General features: G+C 66.8%; 19 protein-coding genes and 1 pseudogene. 16 read left to right on the top strand and 4 right to left on the bottom strand.

The features are described 5' to 3' along the window. Nucleotides 1–16 precede the first annotated feature (16 nt). Together nikE and QX126_RS14535 are read left to right on the top strand one after the other, a co-directional pair. Nucleotides 17–1,678, top strand: coding sequence for an ABC transporter ATP-binding protein (nikE, locus tag QX126_RS14540; protein ID WP_315781819.1), 1,662 nt, complete (start codon nucleotides 17–19; stop codon nucleotides 1,676–1,678). Nucleotides 1,679–1,797: 119 nt separating this feature from the next. Then, nucleotides 1,798–3,234, top strand: a complete 1,437-nt coding sequence (locus QX126_RS14535) for an FAD-binding oxidoreductase (protein ID WP_315781817.1) — start codon at nucleotides 1,798–1,800, stop codon at nucleotides 3,232–3,234. Between the two features lie 3 nt (nucleotides 3,235–3,237). Here QX126_RS14535 and QX126_RS14530 read toward each other — a convergent pair whose 3' ends face one another. From QX126_RS14530 to QX126_RS14515, 4 genes and pseudogenes are all read right to left on the bottom strand, one after another. Next, nucleotides 3,238–3,972 (bottom strand): TonB family protein, encoded by a 735-nt coding sequence (locus QX126_RS14530; RefSeq protein ID WP_315776053.1) that lies wholly within the window; start codon nucleotides 3,970–3,972, stop codon nucleotides 3,238–3,240. 195 nt (nucleotides 3,973–4,167) lie between these two features. Continuing rightward, nucleotides 4,168–4,392, bottom strand: a pseudogene (locus QX126_RS14525) (arabinose ABC transporter permease); the annotation flags it as partial. Nucleotides 4,393–4,549: 157 nt separating this feature from the next. Further along, entirely contained in the window at nucleotides 4,550–6,046 is a 1,497-nt protein-coding gene (locus QX126_RS14520) for a mannitol dehydrogenase family protein (protein WP_315781815.1), read from the bottom strand. Nucleotides 6,047–6,068: 22 nt separating this feature from the next. Then, the gene (locus QX126_RS14515; protein ID WP_315781813.1) at nucleotides 6,069–7,079 is read right to left on the bottom strand and encodes a Zn-dependent oxidoreductase; all 1,011 of its coding nucleotides are present in this window, start codon (nucleotides 7,077–7,079) and stop codon (nucleotides 6,069–6,071) included. A 186-nt stretch (nucleotides 7,080–7,265) separates the two neighbouring features. Here QX126_RS14515 and QX126_RS14510 point away from each other — a divergent pair, with 186 nt between their 5' ends. The 14 genes from QX126_RS14510 (at nucleotide 7,266) to QX126_RS14445 (ending at nucleotide 23,123) form a co-directional block, all read left to right on the top strand. Then, a complete protein-coding gene (locus tag QX126_RS14510) occupies nucleotides 7,266–8,282 on the top strand; it encodes a TRAP transporter substrate-binding protein (protein ID WP_315781811.1) in 1,017 nt (338 codons plus the stop codon). Nucleotides 8,283–8,482: 200 nt separating this feature from the next. Continuing rightward, nucleotides 8,483–10,345: a TRAP transporter large permease subunit gene (locus QX126_RS14505; RefSeq protein WP_315781809.1), complete on the top strand. Its 1,863-nt coding sequence runs from the start codon at nucleotides 8,483–8,485 to the stop codon at nucleotides 10,343–10,345. An 18-nt stretch (nucleotides 10,346–10,363) separates the two neighbouring features. Further along, nucleotides 10,364–11,089 (top strand): GntR family transcriptional regulator, encoded by a 726-nt coding sequence (locus QX126_RS14500; RefSeq protein ID WP_315738476.1) that lies wholly within the window; start codon nucleotides 10,364–10,366, stop codon nucleotides 11,087–11,089. 27 nt (nucleotides 11,090–11,116) lie between these two features. Next, nucleotides 11,117–12,313 (top strand): mannonate dehydratase, encoded by a 1,197-nt coding sequence (gene uxuA / locus QX126_RS14495; RefSeq protein ID WP_315781807.1) that lies wholly within the window; start codon nucleotides 11,117–11,119, stop codon nucleotides 12,311–12,313. 86 nt (nucleotides 12,314–12,399) lie between these two features. Next, nucleotides 12,400–13,167, top strand: coding sequence for an SDR family oxidoreductase (locus QX126_RS14490; RefSeq protein ID WP_315781806.1), 768 nt, complete (start codon nucleotides 12,400–12,402; stop codon nucleotides 13,165–13,167). A gap of 35 nt (nucleotides 13,168–13,202) precedes the next feature. Beyond that, entirely contained in the window at nucleotides 13,203–14,234 is a 1,032-nt protein-coding gene (locus tag QX126_RS14485; RefSeq protein ID WP_315738473.1) for an L-idonate 5-dehydrogenase, read from the top strand. Nucleotides 14,235–14,251: 17 nt separating this feature from the next. Then, the gene (locus tag QX126_RS14480; RefSeq protein WP_315776063.1) at nucleotides 14,252–15,178 is read left to right on the top strand and encodes a sugar kinase; all 927 of its coding nucleotides are present in this window, start codon (nucleotides 14,252–14,254) and stop codon (nucleotides 15,176–15,178) included. Beyond that, nucleotides 15,175–15,819, top strand: coding sequence for a bifunctional 4-hydroxy-2-oxoglutarate aldolase/2-dehydro-3-deoxy-phosphogluconate aldolase (eda, locus tag QX126_RS14475; RefSeq protein ID WP_315738471.1), 645 nt, complete (start codon nucleotides 15,175–15,177; stop codon nucleotides 15,817–15,819). Before QX126_RS14480 ends, eda begins: the two co-directional genes overlap by 4 nt. Before the next feature lie 238 nt (nucleotides 15,820–16,057). After that, a complete protein-coding gene (gene ytfQ, locus QX126_RS14470) occupies nucleotides 16,058–17,023 on the top strand; it encodes a galactofuranose ABC transporter, galactofuranose-binding protein YtfQ (protein ID WP_315781805.1) in 966 nt (321 codons plus the stop codon). A gap of 113 nt (nucleotides 17,024–17,136) precedes the next feature. Further along, on the top strand, nucleotides 17,137–18,687 hold the full coding sequence (locus QX126_RS14465) for a sugar ABC transporter ATP-binding protein (protein ID WP_315781803.1): 1,551 nt from the start codon (nucleotides 17,137–17,139) through the stop codon (nucleotides 18,685–18,687). Continuing rightward, nucleotides 18,684–19,676, top strand: a complete 993-nt coding sequence (locus QX126_RS14460) for an ABC transporter permease (protein WP_315781802.1) — start codon at nucleotides 18,684–18,686, stop codon at nucleotides 19,674–19,676. The genes QX126_RS14465 and QX126_RS14460 overlap by 4 nt, the downstream gene beginning before the upstream one ends. Next, nucleotides 19,673–20,653, top strand: a complete 981-nt coding sequence (yjfF, locus tag QX126_RS14455; RefSeq protein WP_315781800.1) for a galactofuranose ABC transporter, permease protein YjfF — start codon at nucleotides 19,673–19,675, stop codon at nucleotides 20,651–20,653. Before QX126_RS14460 ends, yjfF begins: the two co-directional genes overlap by 4 nt. After that, nucleotides 20,650–21,390 carry a FadR/GntR family transcriptional regulator gene (locus tag QX126_RS14450; protein ID WP_315772067.1) on the top strand — a complete coding sequence of 247 codons (741 nt, stop codon included), beginning with the start codon at nucleotides 20,650–20,652 and terminating at the stop codon, nucleotides 21,388–21,390. The genes yjfF and QX126_RS14450 overlap by 4 nt, the downstream gene beginning before the upstream one ends. Beyond that, nucleotides 21,387–23,123, top strand: coding sequence for an IlvD/Edd family dehydratase (locus QX126_RS14445; RefSeq protein WP_315738465.1), 1,737 nt, complete (start codon nucleotides 21,387–21,389; stop codon nucleotides 23,121–23,123). Before QX126_RS14450 ends, QX126_RS14445 begins: the two co-directional genes overlap by 4 nt. Nucleotides 23,124–23,126 lie beyond the last annotated feature (3 nt).

The raw sequence follows: 23,126 nt of genomic DNA, 5'->3' as shown, positions 1-23,126 counted from the left end.
ATCCGAGGATGCGCACGTGACGGCGCCGCTGCTCGAGGTCGAGAACCTCAAGGTGACCTTCTCGACTCGTCGCGGCCTCGTCGAGGCGGTGCGCGGCGTGTCGCTGTCGCTGCAGCCCGGCGAGATGCTGGGCCTTGTCGGCGAGAGCGGCTCCGGCAAATCGGTGACCGGCTTTGCCATCACCCATCTGCTCGACAAGGCCGGCCGCATCACCGATGGCTGCATCCGCTTCAAGGACCAGGACATCACCCGCGCTGGCGGCGCCGATCTGCGCAGCCTGCATGGCGCAGCCATGGCGATGATCTTCCAGAACCCGCGCGCCGCGCTCAACCCGATCCGCACCGTCGGCCAGCAGATTGCGGATGCGATCCTCGCCCATCGCCGTCTGTCGCGGCAGGAGGCGCAGGCCGAGGCTCTGAGCTTGCTCAAGGCTGTGCAGATCCGCGATCCCGAGCGGCGCATGGGCGCCTATCCGCATGAGCTGTCCGGCGGCATGTGCCAGCGCGTGATGATCGCGATCGCGATCTCCTGCAGTCCGCAGCTCCTGATCGCCGACGAGCCGACCACCGGCCTCGACGTCACCACACAGAAGGTGGTGATGGACCTGCTCGCTCATATCGCCGCCGACCGCGGCATGGCGACGATCCTGATCACGCATGATCTCGGGCTGGCCGCGCGCTACTGCGCGCGCGTCGTGGTGATGGAGCAGGGCAGGCTGGTCGAGCAGGCCGAGCCGCTGACGCTGTTCTATCGCCCGCAGCACCCCTACACCAAGCGTCTGGTCGCGGCATCGCCGACGGCGACCTCGCGCGTCGAGGATCTGGTGCCCGATGGCGAGAGGATTCCGTTGGTCGAGATAAGCGAGCTGCCGCCTCCGCCGCACGGCACGCCGCTGCTGCTCGACGTCAAGAACATCGTCAAGCGCTTCGACGACGGCACCGTTGGGGTGGCCGACTTCTCGATGACGATGCGCGGCGGCGAGAGCGTCGGCCTGGTCGGCGAGAGCGGCTCGGGCAAGAGCACGACCTCGCGCATGATCTGCCGCCTGATCGATCCCAGCGAGGGCGAGATCCTGTTCGACGGGCGGCCGATCGGCCAGATCCCGGCACGCGACTTCCACGCGAGCGAGCTGCGCAAGGACATTCAGATCGTCTTCCAGGATCCGAACGACAGCCTCAATCCGCGCTATACCGCGTTCGACTGCGTCGCTCATCCGTTGTTTCGGCTGATGAACATGCGCAACGGCGACAAGCTGCGCCAGCGCGTGGAGGAATGCGCAGACCGCGTCGGGCTGCCGCGCGAGCTGTTGTCGCGCTTTCCGCACCAGCTTTCCGGCGGCCAGAAGGCGCGCGTCGGCATCGCGCGGGCCATCGCCTGCCGGCCGCGGCTGCTGGTGCTGGACGAGCCGACCGCGGCGCTCGACGTCTCCGTGCAGGCCGTGGTGCTGCAGCTTCTCAACAGGCTGAGGCGGGAGGACAATCTCGCCTTCCTGTTCGTCAGCCACGATCTCAACGTCGTGCGCATGATGTGCGACCGCACCATCGTGCTGCGTACCGGCCTGATCGTCGAGCAGGGCGAGAGCCGGGCGCTGTTCGCCAACCCGCAGACCGACTACACCCGCGAGCTGGTCGAAGCCGTGCCGCACATCGCGCCGCCAGTGGCGCTGGCGCCGGCCTGAACGCACCCATAACAATCGATTATGGACGCCGGACAACTTGGTATTGGGATCGCGATCGGCTGGCCTGTTAGTTTGCGGGCATCGGCCTCTCAAGCCATCAAAGGGTCAAAGCGCTGATCATGACGGAGCTGATCGAAAGGCTGCAGGGCGCCATCGGCGCGGCGCATGTTCTCGTCGCGGCCGAGGATCAGGCGCCATATCTGCGCGACTGGCTCGGCAAGTATCATGGCACCGCGATTGCGGTGGTGCGCCCCGGCTCGACCGCGGAGGTTGCGGCCGTGATGGTGGCCTGCGCCGAGGCGCGCTCCGCCGTGGTGCCGCAGGGCGGCCACACCAGCCTGTCCGGCGGTGCGACGCCGGATGCGGGCGGAAGGGCGGTCGTGCTGTCGCTGGCGCGGATGAACCGTATCCGCGCGGTCGATGCCATCGGCCAGAGCATCGTGGTCGATGCCGGCGTCGTACTGGCCAAGGTGCAGGACGCCGCGCGCGCGGCCGGCTTGCTGTTTCCGCTCAGCCTGGGCTCCGAGGGCAGTTGCACCGTCGGCGGCAATCTCGCGGCCAATGCCGGCGGCGTCGCCGTGCTGCGTTATGGCGTGATGCGCGAGCTGACGCTCGGCCTCGAGGTGGTGCTCCCGGACGGCCGGATCTGGGACGGCCTGCGCTCCTTGCGCAAGGACAACACCGGCTACGCGCTGCGCGATTTGTTCATCGGTTCGGAAGGAACGCTCGGTATCATCACCGGCGCCGTGCTCAAGCTGTTTCCGCAGCCGACCGCGCGTGCGACCGCCTTCGTCGCCGTGGCCGATGCAGCCGCCGCACTCGCGCTGCTGCGGCTGTCGCGTGCGCATTGCGGCGACCGGCTCACCGCGTTCGAGTTCCTGACCGCGGCGACGCTGGAGATGATCCTGCGCCAAATGCCGGACACGCGGCTGCCATTCGCGGCGCTTCCCGGCGCGGCAGTGCTGATCGAACTGAGCGACATTGGTGACGAGAGCGCGCTGACCGTGCGGCTCGAAACTGCGCTGGCCGAGGCGATGGCGAACGGGATCGCCTCAGATGCCGTGGTTGCTCAGGACGGCACGCAGGCGAAGGCGTTCTGGCGCGTGCGCGAAGGCGTGTCGGAGGCGCTGGTGCGCGAGGGCAAGGCGGTCAAGCACGACATCGCCGTCCCCGTCGCCGAGATCGCCGATTTCGTTGATGTGATGGATGCAGCAGTCCGTGCGGCGCTGCCGGGCGTCCGGCCCATGGTGTTCGGCCATCTCGGCGATGGCAACCTGCACTACAACCTGATGCGTCCGCTCGCCATGACCGAAGCCGAGTTCTACGCGCAAGGTCCGCGGATCACCCGCCTCGTCCATGACGAGATCACCCGCCGCCGCGGCTCGATCAGCGCCGAGCACGGCATCGGTCAGCTCCGCACCGCCGAGATGCCGCTGTGCAAGGCGCCGCTCGAGTTGGAGCTCATGCAACAGCTCAAGCGCACGCTCGATCCGCATGGGCTGATGAACCCGGGCAAGCTGCTGCCGTTGGCGTCAGGCCGACGCGACGCGCCGTGATGGTCAGCAGCCGCGGCAGACGCCGTTGACCCTTCGTCGGGCCTCCTCGTCGTTCCAGATGCCCTTGGGGAGGAAGACCAGTTCGGCGGTCAGCTTGATCGGTGAACTCAGCTCCGAGGGCATTTTAGGAAAGGGCTCGATCGACTTGAGCCAGGCGATGGTCTTATCGTCGACCGCCTTCATCCCGAAGCTCTTGGTGACCCTGACATCGATGAGGTGGCCGTCGCGATCGAGTGAGAACGCGATGATCGAACGTGTCTCCCTCCGGATATTGATGTCGTCGGGCAAGACGCGTGGAGAGACCCGCAGATGATGCTGGATGTCGCTGCGATAGGCGATCTCCTGGCCCGACGTCTGGCCGGTGGGGGGCCATTGCAGCTCCACGTAGCCGAGCTGTCTCTGCATTCCCAGATTGAACGTGGTCTTGACTTCATAAGGGACGTTCAGCTCGTCCGGGACCCGCGGAAAGGCGCGCATGCGCCGGAGGCTGGAGAGAAGATCTGCATCGTCGGCGGGCGAGCCGGAGCTTTGATCGACCGCTGCATCCAAAAGCTTCCCGTCGCGGTCGATTGTGAAGACAACCCCGACTTGAACGGCTTTGCTCTGCAATCGGCCCGGGATGACCCAGCTGTTTTCCGTGATGTGCCGAGAAAGCTCACGCTTGAATGCGATCTCGTCCGCAAACCCCGTGCCCGACAGCGAAAGCAGGACGAGAACGCAACAAAAGACGTATCGCATCGAAGCCACCCATTGACCGTCCGGGCAATGTAGCCTGCTTTTCTCATGCTGTCGCTGACGGCCGACGCGCGGAGAGTGCGCTGAACACGTCGACGAGCCGAGCCGATCTCAATTCGCCTCGTAGCCATACACCTCCGGCGGGATGAAGATCGCGGCGAGCAGGCCGGCCAGCGGGAAGATCGCCACGAACAAGGTCGCGGCGGCGAGGCCGAGCTCCAGCGGCCCCGGATTGAACTGCTCCTTGATGAAGATCAGCACGAAGGCGATCGATTAGAGGTCCCAGGCCTCGACCAGGATCGAGGCCATCACCAGCCAGCCGACGCGGTTGCCCTTGGGACTGTAGTTCTGAACGAGATGGCAGACGGCGTTGTCGATCGAGGCGCGCTGCGGAGACAGCTCCGTCGCTGCTGCGAGGCTCATGGCGGGTCCTTTCGCGATGCTGAACGCTGCGGCTTACCGGCTGCGTCCGCAGCGCTGCGCGATCACCAGCTCTGGTGTGCGACATCTTGACGGCGGAAGCCCGTCAAAGTTCCTTCCGCCCCGCCGATCGAGCCCACACTCCGGCGGGCCGGAACTTTCAGTCCATGAGATCAGCGCGCCGAGCCACGCGGGTCTGCGCTATCGTGGCCCGAGCGCCTTGATGGAAGAGGCTGTCGAGTGCGGTCTCGACCGCTGACGTGAAGCGGGGATCGCTCGGTAAGTCGTTGCCGAACACGGACGCCAGCGACAGCAGCGCCGGCGTGAGGCGGCTCGCGATCGGTCCGGCGTCATCCGCCAGCGCACGCAGCCGTATCGCAAGCGGATCGCGTAGCGCGATCGGCTGGCCCTGCTCGTCGGTGCCGCTGACGTAGCGCATCCAGCCGGCGACGGCGAGCGCGAGCCGGGTGATCGGCAGGCCGCGGGCAAGCCGGTCGCTGATGGTGCCGAGCAGGCGCTGCGGCAGCTTCTGCGAGCCGTCCATCGCGATCTGGGCGGTCCGGTGCTTCAGCGCGGGATTGCGGAAGCGGTTGAGCAGCGCGGCGCGATAGGCTGGCACGTCGAAGCCGCCGAGCGCGGGCAGAGTCGGGGTGACCTCCTCGCGCATCATGTCCTCGACCAGACCGGCGAGATCGGGCTCGGCCATGGCTGCGGCCACGGTTTCACAGCCCATGAGATAGCCGAGATAGGCGATGGTGGAGTGGGCTCCGTTGAGCAGCCGCAGTTTCATCAGCTCGAACGGCGCGACGTCGCGGACGAACTGCGCGCCGCTGGCGTCCCAGGCCGGACGGTCGCCGCCGAAATCATCCGCGATGACCCATTGGCTGAACGGCTCGGTCACGACGGGCCAGGCATCGTCGAGGCCGAGCGCAGCGCTGACATCGGCGCGGTCGGCGTCGGTGGTGGCCGGCACGATGCGGTCGACCATGGTCGAGGGAAAGCGGACATTGTCCGCGATCCATTCGGCGAGATCGCGGTCGATCAGCCCGGCAAAGGCGATCGCGAGGCCGCGCAAGGTGTGGCCATTGGCGGGAAGGTTGTCGCAGGCGAGCACGGTGTAGGGCGGCAGGCCCCGCTGCCGCCGCAGCCGCAGGCCGCCGACGATGAAGCCGAGCGTGCTTCGCGGATGCGTGAGATTGAGAGCGTCATGACGGATGTCGGGGTCATCGGCGCGCAGCGCGCCGGTGGCCGGATCGTGGCTGTAGCCCTTCTCGGTCACCGTCGTCGAGACGATACGCACCGCGGGATCGGCCAGCCGTGCGATCAGGCCCGCAGGATCTTCCGGCGCGACCGCAACGCCGGTGAGCGCGCCGATGACGCGCCGCGCATGGCCGGCGCCATCGCTGGCCGTCACGCTGTAGAGGCCGCCTTGCGGTTCGAGCGCATCGCGGGTGTCGGGTGAGCGTAAGGAGACGCCAAGAATGCCCCAGCGCGAATCATCCTTGAGCAGCGCGTCGGTGTAGACGGCCTGGTGGCCGCGATGGAACGCGCCCAGTCCGAGATGGACGATGCCGGTCGCGACCGTCGTACGGTCGTAGTCCGGCCTGACGATGCCGGCGGGCAGGCGGTGGAGCGTGGCGGTGCCGAGACGGTCCATGTTTGGGATCAGATGGTTTGCATCAGAAGATCAGCTGCACTTTGCAGCATTCGGTCTGGTTGTGCTCGAACGTGTCGAACGCGGTGGCGTAGGCGTCGAGCCTGAAGCGGTGGGTGATCAGGCGCTCGGGCTGCAAGGTGCCGCTGGCGAACCACGCGATCACCTTGGCGAACTTGCCGCTGTTCAACCGCGAGGCGTGGATCGAAAGCTCCTTCGCCGTGACCTTCTGCTGCACGATCGTGGAGGGCTCGGCCGAGAAGCCGAGCAGGCCGATCCGCGCTGCGGGCGAGGCGATCTCGATCGCTTCAGCGAGAATGGCGGGATGGCAGGCGGCATCGATGATCAGCGTCGGCTTCAGGCCGGCGTCCGCGAGCGCTGCGGGCAGGGCGGTCTGCGCGGTGTTGATGACGCGATCGGCGCCATTGTGCCGCGCCGCGTCGAGGCGTTGGTCGATGCGGTCGGTGACGATCAGTTCCTTGACGCCATAGACGCGCTTGAGCACCTGGATCACGGTCAGCCCAATCGGCCCGGCGCCATAGACCAGCGCGACATCGGAGGCAAACACGCTTGTGTGGTCGGTGATGTTGGCGGCGATCGAGAACGGCTCGACCAGCGGCGCCTTGTCGTCGTCGACGCTGTCCGGCAGCAGATGCGCGTTCGCAGCCGGCACGCAGGCATATTCGGAAAAGCCGCCGTCGCGGTGGACGCCGAGCACGGCGAGTTCAGCGCAGACATTGGGACGGCCGACCGAGCAGGGATAGCAGTGGCCGCAGGCGACGACCGGATCGACCACGACGCGAGCGCCGAGCCGTGCGTCGACACCGTCGCCGAGCTTGTCGATGCGGCCGAAGAACTCATGGCCGATGACGCGCGGATAGCGCGCAAACGGGTTGCTGCCGTGAAGGATGTGGATGTCGGAGCCGCAGATGCCGGCGCGCTCGACCTTGATGCGGATCTCGCCGGCGGCGGGCTCGGGAATGGCGCGGGTTTCGATCGACAGGCGGCCGGGCCGCTCCACCACGAGGCTCTTCACACGCGTTCCTCCATCCCTTGGGCGCTTCTTGGGCGCTCATCTCCACCGTGAGCGGCTGCCGTATAGCAATCCGGGAACTTGGATACAAGTTATGTATTGAAACCTAATTTGGTATCCATTATAGGCTTTATCTTCATGAATGACATACAAAAGGCCCCCAAGCGGGCCGGCAGGGGAGGTTTGCCAATGTCTTCGTCCACATCCATGTCCCGTCGCAGCTTCGTCGGCACCGCACTCGCGGGGGCGTCCGCCCTGGCGTTCGGGCCAGCCCGGGCGCAGTCGGCCAAGTATCGCCTGCGCTACGGTACGGCGTTTCCCGCCACCCATCCCGGCGTCATCAGAATCATCGAGGCGTCCGAGGGCATCAAGAAGCAGACCAATGGTCTGGTCGACCTGCAGGTCTATCCGAACAGCCAGCTCGGCAGCGAGCCCGACATGTTCTCACAGGTGCGCAGCGGCGCGCTCGACTTCATGTCGACGTCAGGTGTGAACCAGACGGTGGTGCCGATCGGCGGCATCAATGCGGTGGCGTTCGCGTTCGAGAGTTACGACCAGGTGTGGTCGGCGATGGACGGCGATCTCGGCAACCATGTGCGCGGCGAGTTCGCCAAGGTCGGCCTGCACGTGCTCCCGAAATGCCTCGACAATGGCTATCGCAACATCACCTCCGGCGCCAAGCCGATCGCCTCGCCCGACGATCTCAAGGGCTTCAAGATCCGCGTGCCCGGCAATCCGCTGTGGGTGACGCTGTTCAAGACGCTCGGTGCTGCGCCGACGCCGATCAATTTCGGCGAGCTTTATGCGGCGCTGCAGACGCACATCGTCGACGGCCAGGAGAATCCGCTGGCGCTGATCCGGAGCGCCAAGCTCTACGAGGTGCAGAAATACATCGCGCTATCCGGTCATATCTGGGACGGTCACCACATCTTCGCCAATGCGACGCGCTGGAACGGTCTGCCCGCCGACGTGCGCGACGCCATCACCGCGGCGCTGTCGGAGGCCGCCGTGAAGGAGCGGCAGGACATCCAGAGCTTCAACGAAAAGGCGCAAGCGGAGATGCAAGGCGCCGGAATCACCTTCAATAAGGTCGATACCAAGCCGTTCCGCGATGCGCTGCGCTCCGCGGGCTTCTACACCGAGTGGAAGACCAAATTCGGCGCCGAGGCCTGGGGCCTGCTCGAGAAGTCGGTCGGCCAGCTCTGAGCGGGTCGTACGACCGCGTAATAGACAGCGCGCCCGCGGCCGTCCTTCGAGACGCCTGCCTCCGGCAGGCTCCTCAGGACGAGGAGTGACTACGTGGCACGACTTAGACCCTCATGGTGAGGAGCGTCGCATTTGCGACGCGTCTCGAACCATGAGGCCGAACTCATATCAATGCGCCTGAGTTGACTGGGGAGAGTGCAATGGCCGTTGAATTGACAGCGACGACCTCTGTGCCGTCGCATGGGGCGTTCGCACGTTTCGATCATTTGCTCGGCCGCACCGTCGAGGCGCTGGCCGCGGCGCTCGTCGTGGCAGAATTGGTCCTGCTCGGCGCCGCGACGGCCGCGCGCTACGTCTTCAATGCTCCCTTGATCTGGTCCGACGAACTCGCGACCGTGCTGTTCGTGTGGCTGGCGATGCTCGGTGCCGTCGTCGCGCTGCGCCGCGCCGAGCACATGCGGCTCACCGCCTTTGTGCGCAACCTCTCGCCGGCATGGCGGGCACGCACCGATGCGCTTGGGCTGATGCTGGTCTGCACCGTGCTCGTCGCGCTGGTGATGCCGTCCTGGCATCATCTCGAAAGCCATCTGATCAGCCAGATGCCGGTGCTCGAGATCAGCGAAGGTTTTCGCGAGGCCGCGATGCTGGTCGGTGTGCTGCTGATGCTGCTGACCGCGGTCGACCGGCTGATCCAGCAGGCGAGCCTGTTGCAGGTCGTCGGCGCATTGGCGCTGGTGCTGGCGGGAGCAGGCGTGCTCTATGCGGCCGCGCCCGTGCTGGAGGATCTCGGCAACTACAATCTGTTCATCTTCTTCTTCGTCCTTGTCGCGGGTGCCATGGTGATCGGCACCCCGATCGCGTTCACCTTCCTGCTCGCCACCGTGGCTTACTTGCATTTCAGCACCACGGTGCCCGTCTCGATCGTACCCGGCCGGGTCAGCGAGGGCATGTCGCACATGGTGCTGTTGGCGGTGCCGATGTTCGTGCTGCTGGGAGCGCTGATCGAGATCGCCGGGCTGGCGCGGGCGATGATCCTGTTTCTCGTGTCGCTGATCGGCCATCTCCGCGGTGGCCTGCAATATGTGCTGCTCGGCGCGATGTACCTGGTCTCCGGCATCTCCGGCGCCAAGGCGGCCGACATGGCCGCCGTCGCGCCGGCACTGTTTCCCGAGATGAAGCAGCGCGGCAGCTCCGAAGGTGATCTGGTGTCGCTGCTGTCGGCCTCGGCCGTGATGTCGGAGACGATCCCACCCTCGATCGTGCTGATCACGGTCGGATCGGTCACCGGCGTCTCGATCGCCGCATTGTTCACCGGCGGGCTGCTGCCGGCGGTGGTCGGCCTGGTCGCGCTCTCCGTCGTGGTCTTCATGCAGACCCGCAAGGAGGACATGGGTGGCGCGCAGCGCTTCGACGCCAAGACGCGGCTGAAGCTGTTCGCGATCTCGATCCCCGGCCTCGGCCTGCCGATCGTCATCCGTTCGGCGGTGGTCGAGGGCGTCGCCACCGCGACCGAGGTCGCTGCCATCGGGGTCATCTACACGGTGCTGGTCGGCATCTTCGTCTATCGCCAGTTCGACTGGAAGCGGGTCTATCCGATCCTGGTCGATACCGCCTCGCTGTCCGGCGCGATCCTGCTGGTGGTGGGTGCGGCCACCGGCATGGCCTGGGCGCTGACCCAGTCCGGCTTCTCGCAACAGCTCGTCGATCTCATGGTCGCCGTACCCGGCGGCCGCTGGGGCTTCCTCTTGATCTCGGCCCTCGCCTTCGTCGTGCTCGGCAGCGTGCTGGAAGGCGTGCCGGCCGTGGTTCTGTTCGGGCCGCTGCTGTTCCCGATCGCGCGGATGATGGGCGTGCACGAGGTGCACTACGCCATCATCGCGGTGTTCGCGATGGGGCTCGGCCTGTTCATGCCGCCGTTCGGCGTCGGCTTCTATCTCGCCTGCGCCATCGGCCGTGCCTCGCCCGACGAGGTCATCCGTCATGTCTGGCCGCATCTCGCCGCGCTCGTGGTGGCGCTGCTGCTGATCGTGTTCCTGCCATGGATCTCGATCGGCTTCCTGTGAATCGGATAGACTGCCGTTATGGATGACGATCTGACACCGCTGACGCGAATGGACGGCAAGGCCGGGCGGCGGCTCGCCGACCAGGTCTATGAGCGGCTGCTCGAGGACATCGTCTCCGGCGCGCTGCCGCCGGGGACGCCGATGGCCGAGCTCGATCTGTGCGAGCGGCTCGGCGTCAGCCGCACGCCGGTGCGCGAGGCGCTGATCAAGCTCGCCGATGTCGATCTGGTTCGAATCTATCCGCAGAGCGGCAGCGTCGTCGCGCCGGTGTCGCGCGAGGCGTTCGGAGAAGCCCAGTTCATCCGCGAGCATCTCGAATGCGCTCTGGTCGCCGAGGCCGTGCGCTACATCGATGCGACGTCGCTGCGTGAATTGAACGAACTGATCGACAAGCAGAAGGCGGCCGCGACTCCCGCGGAGTTCTACGCCCATGACGAGGCGTTCCACCAGACCATCGCCCGCACCAGCCGGCATCCGCATGTCTGGCAGGTGATCCGCCAGACCAAGATCCATTTCGACCGCGTCCGGCATCTGACCTTGATCGAGGATGCCGGCCACATTCCGCTCCTGATCGCGCAGCATCAGGAGATCCTGGACGGGCTCGCGGCCTGCAACGAGGCCCAGGCGGTGGCGGCGATGCGCCGTCATTTGCGCGAGGTGTTCCGCCGCGCTGACGGCATTTTCGCACGGCAGGAAGAGTTGGCGCAGGCCGAGCCGCGCACAAGGACACGGCGGCGGCGCTGACCGCACGCGTTTTGGAAGGTGGACGACATGGAACAGACGTGGCGCTGGTTCGGACCGGATGATCCCATCACTTTGCCGCAGGTCCGCCAGACCGGCGCGACCGGCATCGTGACCGCGCTGCACCACATTCCCTATGGCGTGGTGTGGAGCACGGATGAGATCGTCAAGCGCATCGGCATGATCGAGAGTGATTCATCGCTGCGGCTGCGCTGGAGCGTGGTCGAGAGCCTACCCGTGTCGGAGGCGATCAAGCTCGGCGAGGGCGACCTCTCTGACCTGCTCGACAATTACCGGCAGTCGCTGCGCAACCTCGCGGCCTGCGGCGTCACCACCGTCTGCTACAATTTCATGGCCGTGCTGGACTGGACCCGCACCGAGCTCGCCTTCCGCCTGCCGGGCGGCGCCACCGCGCTGCGCTTCGATCAGGATCGCCTGGCGGCGTTCGACTGCTATATCCTGCAGCGGCCGGACGCTGAGGCCGAGTTCTCCTCCGACGTGCTCGACCGTGCCCGCGCGTGGGTGGCGCAGGCATCGGAATCCGACAAGGACCGTCTGCTCGCGACCATCATGGCCGGGTTGCCCGGAGCCTACGATCGCTATGACGTGCCCGGCCTGCGCCGCATGCTGGAGAAATATCGCGGCATCGGCCATGCCGAGCTGCGCGCCAACTACGCGCGCTTCCTGCGCGAGGTGGTACCCACGGCGGAGGAGTGCGGCGTCAGCCTGTGCGTCCATCCGGACGATCCGCCGCGGGACCTGTTCGGCCTGCCGCGCGTGGTGTCGTCAGCCGACGATCTGCAGTTCATCGTCGATGCCGCCCCGTCCAAGGCCAATGGCATCACGTTCTGCACCGGCGCGCTCGGCGCCGGCGGACAGAACAACGTGCCGGCGCTCGCCGAGCGCTTCGCTCCGCACATCCGCTTCGTGCATCTGCGCAACGTCACCAAGATGCTCGACGGCTCGTTCATGGAGGCGGAGCATCTGCGCGGCGACGTGGACATGGTTGCGGTCGTGACGACCTTGCTGAAGGAGCAGGCTCGCCGCAAGGCCGAGGGTGAGCCGGACTGGCGGATTCCGTTCCGGCCCGACCACGGCCACGAGCTGGCGGACGACATCGGTCGCGGCACCCATCCAGGCTATCCGCTGGTCGGCCGGCTCAAAGGTCTTGCCGAGATCCGCGGCGTCATGACCGCGGTAGCGGCCATTAACCGCTTGCCCGTCTGATCCAGGCCGCGCCGGACAACGCGCTTGTCAGCGCGCGTGCCGTGGCCGAGGATGCCGGCCCGAATTCGTCCATTCGAGTTGAACCGATGTCGACCTCGCTCTTCGATCTCTCCGGCAAGACCGCGCTGGTGACCGGGTCCTCGCGTGGCCTCGGCCGCGCCATCGCCGAAGGCTTCGCCAAGGCTGGCGCGCGGCTCGTCATCAACGGCACCGACCCGGCGCGCACGCTGGCAGCCGTGGAGGAATTCCGCGCCGTGGGCCATCAGGCCGAGGCCGGTCCGTTCGACGTGACCGACGAAGAGGCCGTCGTCCGCGCCTTCGCGCGCTTCGATGACGAGGGGATTGCGATCGACATCCTCGTCAACAATGCCGGCATCCAGCACCGCAAGCCGCTGGTCGAGTTCACCACCGACGAGTGGCGCCGGATCATCGAGACCAATCTCACCAGCGCCTTCGTGATCGGGCGCGAGGCCGCCAAGCGGATGATCCCGCGCAAGAGCGGCAAGATCATCAACATCGGCTCGCTCGGCAGCGAGTTGGCGCGGCCGACGATCGGACCCTACACCACGGCCAAGGGCGGCATCCGCAACCTGACCCGTGCGATGGCGGTCGAATGGGCGGCGCACGGCATCCAGGCCAACGCGATCGGCCCCGGCTACATGCTGACCGACATGAACCAGGCGTTGATGAGCAATCCCGACTTCAACAATTGGCTGATGTCGCGCGTCCCGGCGAAGCGCTGGGGCCGTCCGGACGAGCTGGTCGGCACCGCAATCTTCCTGGCCTCCGAGGCCTCCACCTACGTCAACGGCCAGACCATCTATGTCGATGGCGGCATGCTGGCGTCGATGTAGGATCGGCCGGGACAACGAGCCAGGGAGAACAGCCGATGCGAGCCGTCGTGATTCATGCGCCCAAGGATCTGCGCATCGACAGCTATCCCGATCCGGCGCCCGGAGCAGGTGAGGTCCGGGTCAAGATCGAAGCCGGCGGCATCTGCGGCTCGGACCTGCACTACTATCATCATGGCGGCTTCGGCACCGTCAGGATCAAGCAGCCGATGGCCCTGGGCCATGAGATCGCCGGCATCGTTGCCGCGGTGGGCAGCGGCGTCAGCGGCCTTGCCGAAGGCGCGCGCGTCGCGGTCAATCCGAGCCTGCCGTGCGGCAGATGTGTCTATTGCCGCGAGGGGCTGCGCAACCAGTGCCTGGACATGCGCTTCATGGGCAGCGCGATGCGCGATCCCCACGTGCAGGGCGGCTTCCGCGAGTTCGTCACCGTCGATGCCGCGCAGGCTGTTCCGATCGCGCCGTCGCTGTCGCTCGGTGAAGCGGCGATGGCCGAGCCGCTGTCGGTGTGTCTGCATGCGGCGCATCAGGCTGGCTCGCTGCTCGGCAAGCGGGTGCTGGTGACCGGCTGCGGCCCGATCGGTGCACTGTCGATCCTGGTTGCGCGTTACGGCGGCGCCGCCGAGATCGTGGCCACTGACGTCGCCGATGCGCCGCTGGTGGTCGCGCGCGCCCTCGGGGCCAGCCACGCCTTCAATGTCGGCGCGGGGCCGTCCGCGCTCGATCCGTGGCGGGCCGGCAAGGGCACGTTCGACGTGTTGTTTGAGGCCTCCGGCAACCAGGCCGCGCTGCGTGCCGCACTGGATGTCATCAGGCCCGGCGGCATCATCGTCCAGCTCGGGCTCGGCGGCGAGATGACCCTGCCGGTCAACACGCTGGTCACGAAGGAGCTGCAATTGCGCGGCACGTTCCGGTTCGACCGCGAATTCGAGCTGGCGGTGCGGCTGATGGGCGAGGGGCTGCTCGACGTCAAGCCATTGATCTCGGCCGCGCTGCCATTCGAGCAGGCGGTTGCCGCGTTCGAGCTCGCCAGCGATCGAAGCCGGTCGATGAAGGTTCATTTGACGTTTTGATGGATGGATCGACGCCGATGAAAGTCGCCTGCATCGGAGAGTGCATGGTGGAGTTCGCGCAGGAGGACGGCAGTCTGTTCCGGCGCGGCTTCGGCGGTGACACGCTGAACACGGCGCTCTATCTGGCCCGGCTCGGCGTGCCCACCTCCTACGTCACCGCGCTCGGCGACGATCCCTTGAGCGCTGCGATGCTGGCGGCGTGGCAGGCGGAGGGCATCGATACCGCCGAGGTGTTGCAGGTCGAAGGCCGCGTGCCCGGCCTGTACATGATCGAGCGCGATGCCAAGGGCGAGCGCAGCTTCCTCTATTGGCGCGACCGCGCGCCGGCGCGCGAGCTGTTCGATCGCGCCGACAGCGACATGCTCGAGAGGCTTTCGCGCTTCGACTGGATCTATCTCTCCGGCATCAGCCTCTCGCTCTATGGCGAGACCGGCAAGGCCAAGCTGCGCGAGCTCTTGACGGTGGCGCGCAAGCGCGGCGCGCGGGTCGCCTTCGACGGCAACTATCGGCCGCGCGGCTGGGCCAGCCGCGAGGCGGCGCAACGCGCATTCCGCGCGATCCTGCCGCTGGTCGACGTCGCGCTGCCGACGCTGGAGGACGAGCAGATGCTGTTCGGCGATTCCGATGCGTCGGTCAGCCTGCGCCGCTTCAAGGATGCCGGCGTGGGCGAAGTCGTCGTCAAGCGCGGCGCGCGCGGCTGTCTGATCCATGCCGATGGCGTGCTGGTCGACATCGCGCCGCCTGCGGTGCTCAAGCCGATCGACACCACGGCGGCCGGCGATTCCTTCAATGCGGGTTACCTGGCCGCGCGCATCAAGGGCGCGCCGCCACGGAAGGCGGCGTTGGCGGGCCACCGGCTGGCGGGGGCCGTGATCATGGCGCCGGGGGCCGTGATTCCGGCAACCGCGATGCCGCGGGACATTCTGGCGATGAGCGAGGCGTGATGAGCACTCTGGACAAGCGCGCGAAGCTCGATGCGGTGCTCGCGCTGGCGCCGGTGATCCCCGTGATCACCATTGACGATGCGGCGCACGCCGTGTCGCTGGCGCGCGCCCTTGTGAGCGGTGGTCTGCGCGTGATCGAGATCACCTTGCGCACGCAAGCCGGTCTCGATGCTGCGCGGGCCATCATTGGCGAGGTGCCGGATGCCGTGGTCGGAATTGGCACGGTGCTGACACCAGCGGACTACGAGCGCGCGGCCAGGCTTGGCGCGGCGTTTGCGATCAGTCCGGGGCTGTCGATCGAGCTGCTGGATGCGGCGAAAGCCGGCGAGCTGCCGTTCGCGCCGGGCGTCCAGACCGCGTCGGATCTCATCGCCTGCGTGACGCGCGGCTATGAGCTGGTGAAGTTCTTTCCCGCGGTGCCGGCCGGCGGACTTGCCGCGCTCGATGCGCTGGCGGGGCCATTCCCGAGCGTGCGCTTCTGCCCGACCGGCGGCATCAATGCCGGCAATGCTGCGCAATGGCTCGCGCACAAGAAGGTCGTCGCAATCGGCGGCTCCTGGGTCGCGCCAGCGGCGGACATCAGGGCCGGCGCCTGGGCCGCGATCGAGCTGCGCGCCCGCGAGGCGACCAAGCTGCGGTAGCCGAACGCTGCTGACAACTTAAGATTTCATTGGTGTATGCTGTCGCTCTTGGGCAGTGTGCGCGCGCGGGCTCGCACATCCTTTTCAAAAAGTATTACAGTCAAATAATATGACTAGTCAGCCCTGAGGTTCCGTGGAATAACGGGCGCGTCGGCTGTTAAGGCCGGCTGAAAAGGTGCGATGACACCGCTCTGGAGCGGCGGCGCATCCAAAACAGACATTTGGGAGAGAACGCCTGATGACCCTGAAAGCCCTCTTTGCGGCCTCCGCGACGGCCGCCTTGTTGCTTGCCACGTCCGCCAGCGCCGCCGAACTGACCGTCGGCTTCTCGCAGATCGGCTCCGAGTCCGGCTGGCGCGCCGCCGAGACCTCCGTCTCCAAGTCGGAAGCCGCCAAGCGCAAGATCAACCTGAAGATCGCCGACGCGCAGCAGAAGCAGGAAAACCAGATCAAGGCGATCCGCTCCTTCATCGCGCAGGGGGTGGATGCGATCTTCCTCGCGCCGGTCGTGGCCTCGGGCTGGGATGCCGTGCTGAAGGAAGCTAAGGAAGCCAAGATTCCGGTGGTGCTGCTCGACCGTGACATCGATCCGTCGGGCAAGGACCTCTATCTGACCGCCGTCACCTCCGACAGCGTGCATGAAGGCGAGGTCGCCGGCGAGTGGCTCGCCAAGACCGTCGGCGGCAAGGCCTGCAACGTCGTCGAGCTGCAGGGCACGGTCGGCGCCAGCGTCGCCACCAACCGCAAGAAGGGTTTTGACGCGGTCGTCGCCAAGAATGCCAACCTGAAGGTCGTGCGCAGCCAGACCGGCGACTTCACCCGTGCCAAGGGCAAGGAGGTGATGGAGAGCTTCATCAAGGCCGAGAACGGCGGCAAGTCGATCTGCGCGGTCTATGCCCACAACGACGACATGATGGTCGGCGCGATCCAGGCGATGAAGGAAGCCGGGCTCAAGCCGGGAAAGGACGTCCTGACCGTCTCGATCGACGCCGTGCCGGATATCTTCAAGGCGATCGCCGCCGGCGAAGCCAATGCGACCGTCGAGCTGACGCCGAACATGGCGGGCCCGGCCTTCGACGCCATCGTCGCCTTCAAGGAGAAGGGCACCGTTCCGCCGAAGTGGATCCAGACGGAATCGAAGCTCTACACGGCGGCTGACGAGCCGCAGAAGGTCTACGACAGCAAGAAGGGCCTCGGCTACTGAGCCTGGCTGTTGAGCCGTCGTCCCGGCGCTCGCCGGGACGACGGACGACAAGTCGCTGGCGTCCGCACATCGTGCGGACGTCAACCTTCCTGGTGATCGCCAAGTAGTTCGTCATGTCTGATAGTTCAGCTCCGCCGGCGATGCGTCCAGCCCTGCTGGAAATCCGCGGCTTGGCCAAGAGCTTCGGTGCGCTGAAGGCGCTTGATGACGTCGACTTCACGCTGGGTGAGGGCGAGATTCACGCGCTGCTGGGCGAGAACGGCGCCGGCAAGTCGACCCTGATCAAGGTGGTCACCGGGGTGTTCGCGCGGGACGCCGGCAACGTGCGGCTGGCGGACCGCGAGATCGCGCCGCGCTCCGCCAAGGACGCGGTCGATGCCGGCATCGCCACCGTCTATCAGGAAGTCAATCTGCTGCCGAACCTCTCGGTGGCGCAGAATCTCTATCTCGGTCGGCAGCCGACGCGCTTCGGCGTCGTGCGCGAGGCCGAGATGCGGCGGCGCGCGCATGCGCTGCTGCTGGAATATGGGCTGGACATCGACGTCGGCGCACCGCTTTCGAGCTACTCGGTCGCGGTCCAGCATATCACGGCGATCGCGCGCGCCGTCGATCTGTCGGCGCGCGTCCTCATTCTCGACGAGCCCACGGCGAGCCTCGACCGCCACGAGGTCGAAATCCTGTTCAAGGTGATGCGAAAGCTCGCGGCTGATGGCATCGGCATCATCTTCGTCAGCCACTTCCTCGATCAGGTCTATGAGATCTGCGACCGCGTCACGGTGCTGCGCAACGGCCGGCTGATCGGCTCGCGCGAGATGGCCGGTCTGCCGCGGCTCGACCTCATCCGCATGATGCTGGGCCGCGAGCTCGCCGAGACCACCGGCGAGCGTGCCGCCAGCCAGCCCGAGACCGCACGCGAGGTCTGTGTCAGCTTCAAGGGCTATGGCAAGCAGGGTTATCTCGCTCCGTTCGATCTCGAGCTGCGCCGGGGCGAGGTGGTCGGGCTCGCCGGCCTGCTCGGCTCCGGCCGCACCGAGACGGCGCGGCTGGTGTTCGGCGCCGAGCGCGCCGACAGCGGCGCGGCCACCGTCAACGGCGAGACCGTGCGGCTGAATTCGCCGCGCGATGCCGCCGGGCTCGGCTTCGGCTATTGCCCGGAGGAGCGCAAGACTGAGGGCATCGTCGCCGATCTGACCGTGCGCGAGAACATCATCCTGGCGCTGCAGGCCCGGCGCGGCCTGCACCGGCCGCTGTCGCGGCGCGAGCAGGATGAGATCGCGATGCGCTACATTCGCATGCTCGACATCAGGCCGCCCGATCCGGAACGGCCGATCGGGCTGCTGTCCGGCGGCAATCAGCAGAAGGCATTGCTTGCGCGCTGGCTTGCGACCTCGCCGAAGCTTCTCGTGCTCGACGAGCCGACCCGCGGCATCGACGTCGGCGCCCATGCCGAGATCATCCGCCTGGTGCGCGAGCTCTGCGAGCAGGGCCTGGCGCTGCTCGTGATCTCCTCCGAGCTCGACGAGATCGTCACCTATTCCAACCGTGTCGTGGTGCTGCGCGATCGCGCCCATGTCGAGGAGCTGAAAGGGGAGGCCGTCGAAGTCTCCAGCATCCTCGCGGCAATCGCCGCCGATGGCGAGCCGGCGCACGAGGCTGCATCATGACGCTCCGGATTCCGCGCCGTGGTCTCGCGCAAGCCCTGGCACTGATCGTGATCTTCATCATCGATCGCGCAGTGTCGCCGCAGTTCTTCAACCTGCATCTGCAGGATGGCCGGCTGTTCGGCAGCGTGATCGACGTGCTCAACCGCGGCACGCCGGTGGCGCTGCTGTCGCTCGGCATGGTGCTGGTGATCGCGACCGGCGGCATCGACCTTTCGGTCGGCGCCGTGATGGCGATCGCGGGCGCCACCGCGGCGAGCCTCGCCGATACGCAGCCGCTGCCGGTCGTGATCGGCTCGGCGCTCGCCGTCGGCCTCGTCTGCGGGCTGTGGAACGGCATCCTCGTCGCCGTCCTGCGCATCCAGCCGATCGTCGCCACGCTCATCCTCATGGTTGCCGGGCGCGGCATCGCGCAGCTCATCACCGAGGGGCGCATCGTCACGTTCACGTCGCCTGACCTGGTGTGGATGGGCAACGGCGCCGTGCTCGGCCTGCCGACGCCGATCGTGATCGCGGTCGGCATGCTGCTGGTGACGGGGGCGGTCGTGCGCGGCACCGCGCTCGGGCTCCTGATCGAGGCGACCGGGGGCAATGCACGCGCGAGCGAGCTCTCCGGCGTCGGCACCCGCGCCATGATCCTGTCGGTCTATGTCTGGTGCGGACTGTGCGCCGCGCTCGCGGGCGTCATTGCGGCCGCCGATATCATGGGCGCCGACGCCAACAATGCCGGGCTGTGGCTCGAGCTCGATGCGATCCTCGCCGTGGTCATCGGCGGCACCTCGCTGTTCGGCGGGCGATTCAGCCTGGTGCTGGCGGTCGCCGGCGCGCTGATCATCCAGGCCATGAACACCGGCATCCTGCTGTCGGGCTATCCGCCGGAGCTCAACCTGCTGGTCAAGGCCGTCGTCGTGCTCGCCGTGCTGCTGGCGCAGTCGCCGCGCATCGGCGATCTCTCGCGCTTCACCGCGCGCTGGCGGAGGACCAAGCCATGAGGGCATCGACCTCGATTGCGATCACCGCGTTCGTGCTGGTCGCCGGCTTCGCGTTGTGCGCGCTGCAATTCCCGAACATCGCCTCGACCCGCGTCGTCGCCAATCTGCTCACCGACAACGCCTTCCTCGGCATCGTTGCGGCGGGGATGACCTTCGTCATCATCTCCGGCGGCATCGATCTGTCGGTCGGCTCGGTGATCGGCTTCACCACGGTGTTCGTGGCGCTCGCGATCGAGCGCTGGGGCATCCCGCCCTTTGCCGCGTTCGCAATGGTGCTCGTGCTGTGCGCGCTGTTCGGCGCCGCGATGGGCGCCGTCATCCACGTCTTCGACCTGCCGCCTTTCATCGTGACCCTCGCGGGCATGTTCCTGGCACGCGGCGTCAGCTTCCTGCTGTCGACCGAGTCGATTCCGATCACCGCGCCGATTTACAGCGCCGTGTCCGATTTCGCGATCCGGCTGCCTGGCGGCGGACGACTCACCGCGATCGCGATTGCGATGCTGGTGATCCTGGTCTTGAGCGCGCTGCTGCTGCACCTCACCCGTTTCGGCGCGAACGTCTATGCGCTCGGCGGCAGCCGCGCCGCGACGGCCCTGATGGGCATTCCGGTCGGACCGATGACGATCCGCATCTATATGCTGTCCAGCGTGCTTGCCGGCCTCGCCGGCATCGTCTTCTCCTTCTACACCGCGGCCGGCTATTCGCTTTCTGCGGTCGGTGTCGAGCTCGACACCATCGCCGCGGTGGTGATCGGCGGAACATTGTTGACGGGCGGGCAGGGCTCCGTCATCGGCACCTTCCTTGGCGTCCTGATCCAGGGCATGATCCAGACCTACATCAACTTCGACGGCACGCTGTCGAGCTGGTGGACCAAGATCGCCACGGGGGTTCTATTGTTCGTTTTCATTGCGCTGCAGCAAGGTCTGATGGCGCTGGCGCGCCGCTCGTCCATCAAACCGGCGGGGGCGAGGACATGACCTCGCAGCTCGTCTCGATTCCGACACGGCGCGCGCATTCCAACCATGCCGAGGTCGCCCGCAGCATCGGCATCGACATCATCTCCGGCCGTCTGGCCGAGGGAGCGCGCCTGCCCGGCGATGCCGAGCTGACGGCGACGTTCGGCGTGTCGCGTCCGGTGCTGCGCGAAAGCGTGAAGACGCTCGTTGCAAAAGGGCTGCTGTCGACCAAGGCGCGCGTCGGCACCGTGGTGCGCGGACGCTCGGACTGGAACATGTTCGATCCCGACGTGCTGGCTTGGCACCTCGATGCCGGCATCGACAAGCGCTTCCTCGCCGACCTCGCCGAGATCCGGCTGGCGATCGAGCCGCGCGCGGCGGCGCTCGCTGCCGAACGCCGCAGCGAGGACGATCTTGCCGCGATGAGCAAGGCAATGGCGCAGATGGAGCGCGAGCCGTCGACCTCGGTCGCCTTCGCCGAAGCCGACCTCGCTTTGCACATCGCGATCGCCAATGCCTCCGGCAATCCCTTCATGCGCTCGATCGGCGCCGTCATCGAAGCCGCCTTGCGCGCCTCGTTCGTCCTGAGCGCCCCGATCGAGACTGCCGATCGCGACACCGTGCTGGTCTGGCACCAGCGCATCATCGACGCGATCGCCGCTCGAGACGCCGAGGGCGCCTCCGAGGCGATGATCGAAGTCATCTACAACGGCCGGCGGCGCCATGCCCAGTCGGCTGCACGAACGGACCGGGAATGAGCAACGACAACGAGAAGAAGACGCTGCGGAGCCAGGCGTGGTTCGGCCGCCAGGACAAGATGGGCTTCTATTATCGCTCATTCCTGAAGAACAGCGGCACGCCGCAGGACCGGTTCGAGGGCCGTCCGGTCATCGGCATCTGCAACACCTGGTCGGAGCTGACGCCCTGCAACGCGCATTTCCGCGTCATCGCCGAGCATGTCCGGCAGGGCGTGCTCGACGCCGGCGGCTATCCGCTCGAATTCCCCGTCTCCTCGCTCGGCGAGGTGACGATGCGTCCCACCGCGATGCTGTTCCGCAACCTCGCCTCGATGGATGTCGAGGAGGCGATCCGCGCGCACCCGCTCGACGGCGTCGTGCTGCTGATGGGCTGCGACAAGACCACGCCGGCGCTCTTGATGGGCGCCGCCTCGGCCAACCTGCCTGCGATCGGTGTTTCAGGCGGGCCACAACTGCGCGGCGTCTATCGTGGCCAGATCATCGGCTCCGGCACCAACATCATCTCGATGAGCGAGCAACTGCGTGCCGGCGAGATCACGCTGAAGGAATTCCACGAGGCCGAGGCCGGCATGAACCGCTCCGCCGGCAGCTGCATGACCATGGGCACGGCCTCGACGATGGCGTCGATGGTGGAAGCGCTCGGCATTGGCTTGCCGGAAAATGCAGCGATCCCTGCTGCGGACGCGCGCCGCAACCTGCTGGCGCGCATGGCCGGCCGCCGCATCGTCGAGATGGTTGCTGAGGATCTCAAGCCGTCCGACATCCTCACGCGGCAGGCGTTCGAGAATGCGATCCGCACGCTGGCCGCGATCGGCGGCTCGACCAACGCCGTGGTGCATCTGCTCGCCATTGCTGGCCGTGTCGGCGTCGAGCTGACGCTCGATGATTTCGATCGGCTCTGCCGCGACGTGCATTGCCTGGTCGACCTGATGCCGTCGGGCCGCTTCCTGATGGAGGACTTCTACTACGCCGGCGGCCTGCCGGCCGTGTTGCGCGCGCTCGGCGAGCGCGGCCTGCTGCACAAGGACGCCCGCACCGTCAACGGCAAGACGCTATGGGACAACGTCGCCGCCGCGCCGAACTGGAACGCCGACGTCATCACCCCGTTCGACTCGCCGTTCAAGACGGAAGCCGGCATCGCGATCCTCACCGGCAATCTCGCGCCCAACGGCGCCGTCATCAAGCCGTCGGCGGCCTCGCCGGAGCTGATGAACCATACGGGACGCGCGGTCGTGTTCGAGAGCGTCGAGGAGATGCATGACGCCGTCGACGACGACAATCTCGACATCGATGCGTCCTGCATCATGGTGCTGAAGAACTGTGGACCGAAGGGCTATCCGGGCATGGCCGAGGTCGGCAACATGCCGCTCCCGGCGAAGCTCCTGCGCCAGGGCGTGCGCGACATGATCCGCATCTCGGATGCGCGCATGTCGGGCACCGCTTACGGCACCGTCGTCCTGCACGTCGCGCCGGAGGCCACCGTCGGTGGACCGCTGGCGCTGGTGAAGAATGGCGACATGATCACGCTCGACGTCGCCGCCCGCGCGCTGCATCTGCATGTCAGCGACGAGGAGCTGGCGACGCGCCGCGCCGCATGGACGCCGCCGAAGCCGCATGCGGCTCGCGGCTATCAGAAGCTCTACATCGATCACGTGCTGCAGGCGGATCGCGGCGTTGATTTCGATTTTCTCGTTGGCCGCAGCGGCTCGCCGGTGCCGCGCGACAATCACTAGAGG

The sequence above is a fragment of the Bradyrhizobium sp. SZCCHNPS1003 genome, assembly GCF_032381555.1.
In the GTDB taxonomy this organism is placed as follows: Bacteria; Pseudomonadota; Alphaproteobacteria; order Rhizobiales; family Xanthobacteraceae; genus Bradyrhizobium.
The sequence above is the reverse complement of the archived record's forward strand: the minus strand, read 5'-3'. Positions and strand labels throughout refer to the sequence as shown.

What these genes read in the sequence shown, in the direction of transcription:
- QX126_RS14535 (WP_315781817.1), top strand. Translation starts at nt 1,798, where the DNA reads ATGACGGAGCTGATCGAAAGGCTGCAGGGCGCCATCGGCGCGGCGCAT.
- QX126_RS14530 (WP_315776053.1), bottom strand. Translation starts at nt 3,972, where the DNA reads ATGCGATACGTCTTTTGTTGCGTTCTCGTCCTGCTTTCGCTGTCGGGC.
- QX126_RS14520 (WP_315781815.1), bottom strand. Translation starts at nt 6,046, where the DNA reads ATGGACCGTCTCGGCACCGCCACGCTCCACCGCCTGCCCGCCGGCATC.
- QX126_RS14510 (WP_315781811.1), top strand. Translation starts at nt 7,266, where the DNA reads ATGTCTTCGTCCACATCCATGTCCCGTCGCAGCTTCGTCGGCACCGCA.
- QX126_RS14505 (WP_315781809.1), top strand. Translation starts at nt 8,483, where the DNA reads ATGGCCGTTGAATTGACAGCGACGACCTCTGTGCCGTCGCATGGGGCG.
- QX126_RS14500 (WP_315738476.1), top strand. Translation starts at nt 10,364, where the DNA reads ATGGATGACGATCTGACACCGCTGACGCGAATGGACGGCAAGGCCGGG.
- uxuA (WP_315781807.1), top strand. Translation starts at nt 11,117, where the DNA reads ATGGAACAGACGTGGCGCTGGTTCGGACCGGATGATCCCATCACTTTG.
- QX126_RS14490 (WP_315781806.1), top strand. Translation starts at nt 12,400, where the DNA reads ATGTCGACCTCGCTCTTCGATCTCTCCGGCAAGACCGCGCTGGTGACC.
- QX126_RS14485 (WP_315738473.1), top strand. Translation starts at nt 13,203, where the DNA reads ATGCGAGCCGTCGTGATTCATGCGCCCAAGGATCTGCGCATCGACAGC.
- QX126_RS14480 (WP_315776063.1), top strand. Translation starts at nt 14,252, where the DNA reads ATGAAAGTCGCCTGCATCGGAGAGTGCATGGTGGAGTTCGCGCAGGAG.
- ytfQ (WP_315781805.1), top strand. Translation starts at nt 16,058, where the DNA reads ATGACCCTGAAAGCCCTCTTTGCGGCCTCCGCGACGGCCGCCTTGTTG.
- QX126_RS14465 (WP_315781803.1), top strand. Translation starts at nt 17,137, where the DNA reads ATGTCTGATAGTTCAGCTCCGCCGGCGATGCGTCCAGCCCTGCTGGAA.
- QX126_RS14460 (WP_315781802.1), top strand. Translation starts at nt 18,684, where the DNA reads ATGACGCTCCGGATTCCGCGCCGTGGTCTCGCGCAAGCCCTGGCACTG.
- yjfF (WP_315781800.1), top strand. Translation starts at nt 19,673, where the DNA reads ATGAGGGCATCGACCTCGATTGCGATCACCGCGTTCGTGCTGGTCGCC.
- QX126_RS14450 (WP_315772067.1), top strand. Translation starts at nt 20,650, where the DNA reads ATGACCTCGCAGCTCGTCTCGATTCCGACACGGCGCGCGCATTCCAAC.
- QX126_RS14445 (WP_315738465.1), top strand. Translation starts at nt 21,387, where the DNA reads ATGAGCAACGACAACGAGAAGAAGACGCTGCGGAGCCAGGCGTGGTTC.